The following is an 8,904-nucleotide window of genomic DNA, read 5'->3' as shown; positions in this document are numbered from 1 at the left end:
AGCTATGCCGAAGCGCTCTGGTGAGAGGCTTCGGCACCACTTAAAAAAGTGACATTTTCTCGGACGAGTTAGGGTGACATTTTCTCAGAAGTTTGACAATGGACAATGCAGGGTGATCCGATGAAGGTGATTGAAAGTCGGTTACAAGGTGTCAAATTGATCGAACCTGCTGTACATGAAGATGAACGGGGCTTTTTCTTGGAAAGCTACCATGTGGATCGATATGCTGCTAACGGGATTCCGCAATATTTTGTACAGGACAATCATTCTTTCTCGAAAGAAGTCGGTGTGCTTAGAGGGTTACATTACCAGCTTGAACCGAGAGCGCAGTCGAAGCTCGTGAGGGTGACGGCGGGAGCGATCTGGGATGTGGTGGTCGATATTCGTCAAGGATCGCCGACTTATGGGCAGTGGGAGAGTTTTGAGTTAAGCGCGGCCAATAAAAGACAGTTGCTTGTGCCTCAAGGGTTTGCGCACGGCTTTTGCACGATCGCCACCAACACGGAAGTTCAGTACAAGGTGGATTGCGTTTATTCAAAGATGCATGACAGAGGGATCGCATGGGACGACGCGAAGCTCGCGATTCAGTGGCCTGTTCTATTTCCGATCCTCTCGAATAAGGACGCGAATCATCCGACATTAGAGGAAGCGGAAAACAACTTTGTATACCGGATAGGGTGATGGCATGAAACTGCTCGTAACGGGCGGGGCTGGCTTCATTGGGAGTAACTTCATACGACATATGTTGGAAAAGTATCCGACCTATCGAATCGTTAATGTGGATCTGCTGACGTACGCTGGAAATTTGGATAATCTGGTGGAGATTCAACAGTCGCCAAATTATCGATTTATGCGAGCCGATATAACGAACGTACCAGCGATAGAAACGCTAGTCACTGAAGGCATCGATGCGATCGTAAACTTCGCCGCAGAGTCGCACGTAGACCGCAGCATCACCGATCCAGGCATTTTCGTCCGGACGAATGTGACTGGGACGCAGACGCTGCTCGATCTCGCGCGTAAATATCAGGTTCACAAATTCATTCAAGTATCGACAGATGAAGTGTACGGGACGTTAGGTGCAGAAGGACTTTTTATCGAGTCGACACCGCTAGCACCGAATAGTCCGTATTCGGCTAGCAAGGCGGGAGCGGATCTCCTTGTACGGGCGTATCATGAAACTTTCGGCATGAACGTGAATATTACGCGATGTTCGAACAATTACGGTCCGTTTCAATTTCCGGAGAAATTGATCCCCCTTATGATACGCAATGCGCTAACGAATCAAACATTGCCTGTATATGGTGATGGTCAAAATGTGCGGGACTGGCTGCATGTGGAGGATCACTGCTCAGCTATTGACCTCGTGCTGCATAGCGGTAGGAGCGGTGAGGTGTACAACGTCGGTGGCAATAATGAAAGAACGAATGAGCAAGTCGTTCGTACGATACTGAAGCAACTCGGTAAACCGGAGACACTTATCACCTTTGTCGAAGACCGTCTCGGCCATGATCGCCGGTATGCGATCGATGCGACGAAGATTCGGGATGAATTGGGCTGGCAACCTCGATACGATTATGATTCGGGCATTCGCCAGACGATCGCATGGTATCAAGCGAACGGAGAATGGATGCGGCGCATTGAAACAGGGGAATATAGACAATGAGCGTCGAAGGCGTAAAGATGACTGTCTTGGTTACGGGTGGGGGTGGCCAACTAGGGCAGGAACTGGCACATCTAAAGTCCAGCGGGGTACGGCTGATCGCTCTAAACCGCGAACAACTGGACATAACAGATGCTGAACAGTGCAGAGAAGTCATCTCGCATCACAGGCCGAATGCGGTCATACACGCAGCAGCTTATACGGCTGTTGATCGCGCGGAGACTGAGCCCGAGGCGGCGTGGAAGATCAACGTGGAAGGAACGCGGAATGTCGCGGAGGCCTCCGAGAGCGTCGGGGCGAAACTAACCTACGTGAGTACGGATTATGTTTTTAACGGGACTGCTGTTCGTCCTTACGCTGAATATGATACGACATCGCCCAGGACGGTATACGGCAAAACCAAACTTGAGGGGGAGAAAGTCGCTTCGGCCATTCATTCCAAATTATTCATAACTAGAACGTCCTGGGTATATGGGCGATACGGGAATAACTTTGTGAAAACAATGCTGCAACTCGGGGCGCAAGGCCGTGAACTATCTGTCGTAGCGGATCAGATCGGCTCGCCGACTTATACGTATGACCTGGCTACATTCCTACTTGAGCTTACGAAGTCGGATCGATACGGAACCTATCATGCAACCGGTAGTGGAAAATGTTCTTGGTACGAGTTCGCCCAAGCTATTTTCGAGGAAGCGGGAATGCATGAGGTAAACGTGTCGCCATGTACGACGGAACAGTATCCGAGACCAGCTTCACGGCCAGCGTATTCGGTGCTTGGAAATGATGCTTTAATCGCCGCAGGTTTGCAGCCGTTGCGACATTGGCGTGATGCCTTAAAGCACTTTATGGAAAGAGAGCGAGAAGAAAGGGGATAAACGCGGATTTCTGCTACATTTTGCCCCGTATCCCATTAACTCATACGCCTTGAACGGGTAAGCCAAGAGAACAATAAGGCTATCCCATTCAAGGAGGTCATCTTCAATGGCTCGAAGGAGTAACAGACTTGTCGTACCGGAATGCGCTAACGCGCTGAAACAAATGAAGTATGAGATCGCATCCGAACTCGGCGTGCCCGCTTTCGCAAGCGGAAGCGGCCAGGACACGGAATTCGCGGGCGAATTGGGCAGCATTCCATCGGCCGGATTCGGTGAAGCGTATATGGGCAATTTGTCGTCCAGGGAAGCAGGTGCGCTTGGAGGAGGCATTACGAAGCGACTCATTCGACAAGCAGAACAAACAATCCTATAACAGCAAGGAATAGGCGCCAGATTTATTGACACCCCTCGACAATTTCGGTATTATTAATCGAAGGTTTAGCTTAGACAGCCTTTTCCTATTGGAAAGGGCTGATTTTATATGTAGGGGGCTGGACACTTTGTCGATCAAAGGACGGCATTTGTTCACATCCGAATCGGTCACTGAGGGCCATCCGGATAAAATTTGCGATCAAATCTCGGACGCGGTATTGGACGCGTTCCTCGAAGCAGATCCTAACGCTCGCGTGGCGTGCGAAGTATCTGTAGCTACTGGACTTGTACTCGTCATCGGCGAAATCACCAGCAAAGCGGATTATGTCGATATTTCGGCAATCGCTCGCCGCACGATTAAAGATATCGGTTATACGCGCGCGAAGTATGGATTCGACTCCAGCACTTGCGCGGTTCTGACGTCGCTGAACGAGCAGTCCGCTGATATCGCTCAAGGCGTTAACGCAGCTCTTGAATCCCGCGATGGCAAAGACGTGCAGCAAGAAAACGAAGACATCGGTGCGGGCGACCAAGGCTTGATGTTCGGCTTTGCAACAAACGAGACGCCGGAACTGATGCCTCTTCCGATCGCGCTCGCTCACCGTCTGTCCCGTCGTTTGTCCGAAGTACGCAAAAACGACACGCTTCCGTATCTTCGTCCGGACGGCAAAACGCAAGTTACGGTTGAATACATCGATGGCAAGCCGGTTCGCGTCGACGCGATCGTTGTCTCGACACAACACTCCGAGGAGATCACTCTGGAGCAAATCCAGGCTGACATTAAGGAGCACGTTATTTATCCGGAAGTTCCGAAAGAATGGCTGGATAGCGATACGAAGTTCTTCATCAACCCGACGGGCCGTTTCGTTATCGGCGGACCTCAAGGGGATGCTGGACTGACCGGCCGGAAAATTATCGTCGACACGTACGGCGGTTACGCACGTCACGGCGGCGGCGCATTCTCCGGCAAGGATCCGACAAAAGTCGACCGCTCCGCAGCGTACGCGGCTCGTTACGTGGCGAAGAACATCGTCGCGGCTGGTCTTGCTGACAAGTGCGAAATCCAGCTTGCTTACGCAATCGGCGTAGCGAAGCCGGTATCGATCAATGTCGATACGTACGGCACGGGCAAAGTGTCCGAAGAGAAACTCGTTGAGTTGATCACGAATAATTTTGACCTCCGCCCTGCTGGCATCATCAAGATGCTCGACTTGCGTCGCCCGATCTACCGCCAGACAGCGGCGTATGGTCACTTCGGCCGCACGGACGTCGACTTGCCATGGGAACGTCTCGATCGCGTAGAAGCGTTGAAGCAAGGCGCTTTGGCGTAAGAAAATAAGAAATAACTCTAAAGCCTCCGCAAACGCGGAGGCTTTTTATAAATCAACATCTGGAAATAAGTCGTTCGACCCTAATTAATTGCCTTGCAAAAGCCGAAGTATTTACTACAAGACTGTTTAAAAGCGGAGGTTTGACGTATGCCACGTATTCGTACTATATCAATCACACTACTGGTGGCCCTAATTGTCTCATTGTTTTATAATTTTGGCCTACGGACGGAGCAATTTACATTCGCTGCAGCTGTACCGCCGACAGTGACTCTCTCTCCACCAAGCGGGTCAGAAATTACTGCGAATAACGAAATTCAACTTGTATTCAACGAGCCGGTAAGAAGAGGTACAGGAAGTGTGCAAATCTATCTGGATGCGGATAATACGTTGGTCGCTGATTATCCGATTGCGACAGATACAAGCCACATTCAATGGCTCTCGAATAATATCGTGAGTATTAAACCGACAACGATATCTTCGGCGGGGACTTACTACGTCCTTATTTCTAGTGGGGCATTTGTCGGAGTAAACAGCGACCAGCCTTACGCGGGAAGCATGAATTCGACAACTGCGTATCGATTCAAGGTAGTTAATCTTGCGGGAACGCCGCAATTTCCGTACGGTTCCTCCGCAACGGACGTAGACGCTGATGCGCCAATAAGTTTGCAGATGAAATTTAATCGTCCAATGCAGAACAATCAAGGGTTCATATATGTTAAGAGAAAAAGCAACGATTCAGTCATTGCGGCAATTAACTCCTCATCTCAAGGTGCTGTGGCCATTGATAATACGACGCTTCCAGGAGAGTCGATTATTACTATTCCACTTCCATTGAAGCTGGAGAACAGCACCGAGTATTATGTTGTCATCGATCCAGGAACGTTCAAGGATACCATGGGTAACCCCTACACTGGATTGACCGATAAGACGGTATGGACATTCTTGACGGAGGAAATGTTTGATATCACCCCGCCGGCAGTTGTTTCCTTCACTCCGACGAACGGCGGGACACTGGGTCAACTAAATGGTGGAATCTCGATTGCGTTTAATGAGAAAGTTTATGCGGGGACTGGCAATGTAACGATAAAGAAACTTCCGGATAACGGAGCAAGCTCGCTTTTCTGCAGTATTCCGGTGTATACAAGCGCAGTTACAATAGATGCGGCAACAGGAAAGATCGTAACGATCAAACCGACCGATTATACTTGTCCTGCATTCGTTAATGGCACATCCTACAAAGTGGAAATTGGAAATAATGCATTTAGGGATGCTACTGGCAATTATTATGCTGGAGTCTCCGGCTCGTGGACGTTTACGGCAATAGCCGATACTGTTCCTCCGGTACCAACGACTTATTCTCCAGCGGTATCAGCTGTGTCTGTTCCGCTGAATACGACTATTTTCAGCATCACTTTTAACGAAGAGGTTACAATTGCCGGTTCAAGTAACGGCGTTCTGTTCCCGCAGGCTAACGTGAATTCTGTAACGAATTTATCTTTGTCCCAAGATAGTGACAAGAAGAAAGTTATCTTCACGAAAACGGGCGGAGCCGATTTATTGCCCAGCACGCGCTATGCGATCACGGTACCTAATGGAGTGATCAAGGACATAGCAGGTAATAGTTTTGCGGGGATTCTTAACCCTTATCAGTGGGCATTTGACACTTCTGTCGCAGGAGCCATTCCGACGCTAACTAAGGCTGAAATGGAAGGCTCAACGATTGTCTTAACTTATAGCGACCAATTGGATACCACCAAGGTTCCCTATGCGAGCAATTTTTACGTAACGGTCAACAATGTATCCCAACCGGTCTCTAACGTTTCGATTACGTCGAATCAAGTGCGAGTAACGTTACAGAACGGGGTAATCGTGGGGCAAGTTGTGAAAATCTCTTATTACCCCGATAGTTACTCCGCAGCGAAGAGGATACAGAGTCTTCAGCAGAAAGAGGCCGTAAGCTTCGTCAGCAGAGACGTTACTAATACGGCGGATACGACGCTTCCTCGTCCGATCAGCGGAACGGCAGCGGGGGTTATCGTCACGCTTAACTTTAATAAAACATTGGCTGCACTTGCCAATGCTGCTGCTAAAGATCAATTTTATATTAATTGGGGCGGTCAATATGTGTACCCGAGTGCTATCGCGATCAACGGCTCGTTAGTTGTACTGACGCTTCCACCGGTGACGAGCACTTCTGGCAATATAACGGTTAATTACTCGCCATCGAGTTACCCATTAAGAGATACGGCTGGGAATCCGGTGAGTGCGTTTAGCGGATTCCAAGTGCTGAACCCGAATGATACAACTCCTCCGACATTTACGTCGGCGATCGCAGTAGGAAATAAAATTACGCTTTACTACAACGAAGCTTTAAGATCTAATGTTCTTCCGGTTTTGTCCAGCTACTCTGTACTGGTTAATGGAACCGCATGGTCTATCAGTGCAGTGGCGATTAGTAACACGAGTGTGGAGTTGACGTTATCTCAGTCGGTTACCAATGGCTCGGCTGTCATTCTTAGCTATAACCCGAGTACGAACCCTGTAGCGGACTTGGCGGGAAATCCAGCAGCGGCAATAAACGGGTATCAAATCACGGGAGTTGGAGTAAACAAAGCGACTCTCATGTCTGCGGTACTAAATGGTTCGGTATTGGCTCTTAATTATTCGGCGGCGTTAAGTAATGCCTCTATCCCTTATACGAGTCAGTATTCGGTGAAAGCTGATGGAAACTATGTCAGCTTGGCGAACGTTTCAGTAAGCGGTTCTCAAGTGTTCCTTACGTTAAGCTCAGCAGTAACGACATCCCAACGTTTGACTGTCTCGTACTTCAATTCAGGAAACTCGTTAAAGGATTTGACGGGACAGATTGCAGATACGTTCACGGACTTCCTTGTGAGCAACCAGTCTACGAACAGCGGCCTACCGGATTATTTGGAGTCTAACGGTTCGAATGGTTATCGTATGAATTCCAGAGCCGTATCAACGTCGAGCTCTCAAACTGCGTCCGGAAGGACAGCTAAGAAGTACACAGTGGATGGGGATAAACTGACCGCAGCGTTTACTTTATTAAAAACAGCAAGCGGAATCTCGACCCCAAGGATTACCCTGCAGGTTCCGAGTACGGAAGCGGGAGCAGTCGTAAGTGTGCCGATTAAATCGATCGTAGACTCCGTCGGCAAAGTCTCTAATGGAATCGTTACGGTGGAATACGACGGATCGACTTTCGACTTCCCTCTAAACGCGCTGAGCTATACGCAGCTTGTGCAAGCATCCGGGAATAACATTGCCAATGCGCAGATCGTATTGAAAATCGAAAGAACGACGAATGCCGCGTTGTCCTCTCTTGTAGCGAGCCAGGGTGGGCAAGTGTTAGGTTCCATGATTGATTTCTCCGCGTTTGTTAACTCTAACGGAACGGAGAAGGAGATCACCGAATACGAGAAATACGTTAACCGTTCCATCACTGTCAATAGCAGTGGAAGTACGACCGATATTGCTGTTGTGAGGCTGGATGTGGAATCTGGAGATTTGAACTACGTGCCAACCCGCATCGAAAGCTCGGGAAGTACGATAAAGGTCAATTTTTCACGGAAAGGCAATAGCACCTACGCGGTAGTAAAAAGATCGAATTTCGCGTTCAACGATATGACAACTCACTGGGCACGGGCGGATGTGAATACACTCGCGTCAAAGTTCATCGTGGAAGGAACAGCTAAATTAAAGTTTGACCCCGCGAAAAGCATTACGAGAGCAGACTTTGCGGAATACATTGCTCGAGGCATGGGACTTACAGGGAATCGGAGTGCTGCCAGTAAGTACAAAGATATTGGGATGACAGGAACCGTAGCCGCATATATCGGTGCCGTCAGCACGGCGGGCATCGTTCAGGGAGATAGCAGTGGCAAATTCCGCCCGAACGACCCGATTACCCGGGAAGAGATGGCTACGATTCTCGTGCGGGCGATGAAATATGCGGGCTATCAGACTTCGCCGTCTTCGACTGCGTTAAACTCGTTCAAGGATAAGTCCAAAATCAGTTCGTGGGCGAAAGATGGAGTGGCGATTAGCGTGACGGCTGGTTTCATCAAAGGAAACACGCCAACAACTGTCAACCCGAAAGCCAATGCGACGAGGGCGGAAGCGGCGATTATGATCAAACGGTTCCTCGAGTACGTGGACTTCCTATGAATCACGCACAATTGATAGCTAAAGGGCTGGAATGGCGGGGAACGACACTTCGTTATCCGTTCGATCCGGACTTGCCGGTACTGTATGTCGGAAGTAAAATGTTTGCGTTGTTCGGCCATACGGGAGAATGTGAAAGCGTGAATCTGAAGGCGGATCCGGAGGAAGCTTGGCTGCTTAGGCAGCAGTATCCTTCAGCCGTTCTTCCCGGCTACCACATGAACAAGAAACATTGGAACACCGTCGTCCTGAACGGCGATGTTCCGGATAATGAATTGCTCGCGATGTACGAACAATCTTACTTGCTGGTGAAGAGCAAGCTGACGAAGCAGGAGCGCGAGGAAATCGAATAGCACGAAGGAGAAAGGCGGCCGAATCTGGTCGTCTTTTTTCGATAGACTAGCTTACGTTCCTACGTAATCTATGAAAATTCGCACGATCGAAAATCAAGTGTAACTTTTCCACTTTTTCCGAGTCT

General features: G+C 49.2%; 7 protein-coding genes. All 7 read left to right on the top strand.

The window, feature by feature from the left end; genetic code table 11:
- Positions 1 to 120: 120 nt before the first annotated feature.
- Positions 121 to 681 (top strand): dTDP-4-dehydrorhamnose 3,5-epimerase, encoded by a 561-nt coding sequence (rfbC, locus tag ACFPOF_RS03405; RefSeq protein WP_378129642.1) that lies wholly within the window; start codon positions 121 to 123, stop codon positions 679 to 681.
- Between the two features lie 4 nt (positions 682 to 685).
- The gene (gene rfbB / locus ACFPOF_RS03400; protein WP_378129640.1) at positions 686 to 1,666 is read left to right on the top strand and encodes a dTDP-glucose 4,6-dehydratase; all 981 of its coding nucleotides are present in this window, start codon (positions 686 to 688) and stop codon (positions 1,664 to 1,666) included.
- Positions 1,663 to 2,538, top strand: a complete 876-nt coding sequence (gene rfbD, locus ACFPOF_RS03395; protein ID WP_378129638.1) for a dTDP-4-dehydrorhamnose reductase — start codon at positions 1,663 to 1,665, stop codon at positions 2,536 to 2,538. The genes rfbB and rfbD overlap by 4 nt, the downstream gene beginning before the upstream one ends.
- A 106-nt stretch (positions 2,539 to 2,644) precedes the next feature.
- The gene (locus ACFPOF_RS03390) at positions 2,645 to 2,911 is read left to right on the top strand and encodes a small, acid-soluble spore protein, alpha/beta type (RefSeq protein ID WP_378129636.1); all 267 of its coding nucleotides are present in this window, start codon (positions 2,645 to 2,647) and stop codon (positions 2,909 to 2,911) included.
- A 127-nt stretch (positions 2,912 to 3,038) separates the two neighbouring features.
- Positions 3,039 to 4,241 (top strand): methionine adenosyltransferase, encoded by a 1,203-nt coding sequence (metK, locus tag ACFPOF_RS03385; protein ID WP_378129634.1) that lies wholly within the window; start codon positions 3,039 to 3,041, stop codon positions 4,239 to 4,241.
- A 357-nt stretch (positions 4,242 to 4,598) separates the two neighbouring features.
- The gene (locus ACFPOF_RS03380) at positions 4,599 to 8,429 is read left to right on the top strand and encodes a SwmB domain-containing protein (RefSeq protein ID WP_378129632.1); all 3,831 of its coding nucleotides are present in this window, start codon (positions 4,599 to 4,601) and stop codon (positions 8,427 to 8,429) included.
- Complete coding sequence (locus ACFPOF_RS03375) at positions 8,426 to 8,779, top strand: MmcQ/YjbR family DNA-binding protein (protein ID WP_378129630.1); 354 nt, start codon at positions 8,426 to 8,428, stop codon at positions 8,777 to 8,779. Before ACFPOF_RS03380 ends, ACFPOF_RS03375 begins: the two co-directional genes overlap by 4 nt.
- Positions 8,780 to 8,904 lie beyond the last annotated feature (125 nt).

The organism is Cohnella soli (assembly GCF_042655525.1).
Taxonomy (GTDB): Bacteria; Bacillota; Bacilli; order Paenibacillales; family Paenibacillaceae; genus Cohnella; species Cohnella soli.
Note: the sequence above shows the minus strand (reverse complement) of the source record. Positions and strands in the feature narration are given on the sequence as shown.

Coding starts and splice junctions, on each gene's coding strand:
- rfbB (WP_378129640.1), top strand. CDS start 686: ATGAAACTGCTCGTAACGGGCGGGGCTGGCTTCATTGGGAGTAACTTC.
- rfbC (WP_378129642.1), top strand. CDS start 121: ATGAAGGTGATTGAAAGTCGGTTACAAGGTGTCAAATTGATCGAACCT.
- ACFPOF_RS03375 (WP_378129630.1), top strand. CDS start 8,426: ATGAATCACGCACAATTGATAGCTAAAGGGCTGGAATGGCGGGGAACG.
- rfbD (WP_378129638.1), top strand. CDS start 1,663: ATGAGCGTCGAAGGCGTAAAGATGACTGTCTTGGTTACGGGTGGGGGT.
- ACFPOF_RS03390 (WP_378129636.1), top strand. CDS start 2,645: ATGGCTCGAAGGAGTAACAGACTTGTCGTACCGGAATGCGCTAACGCG.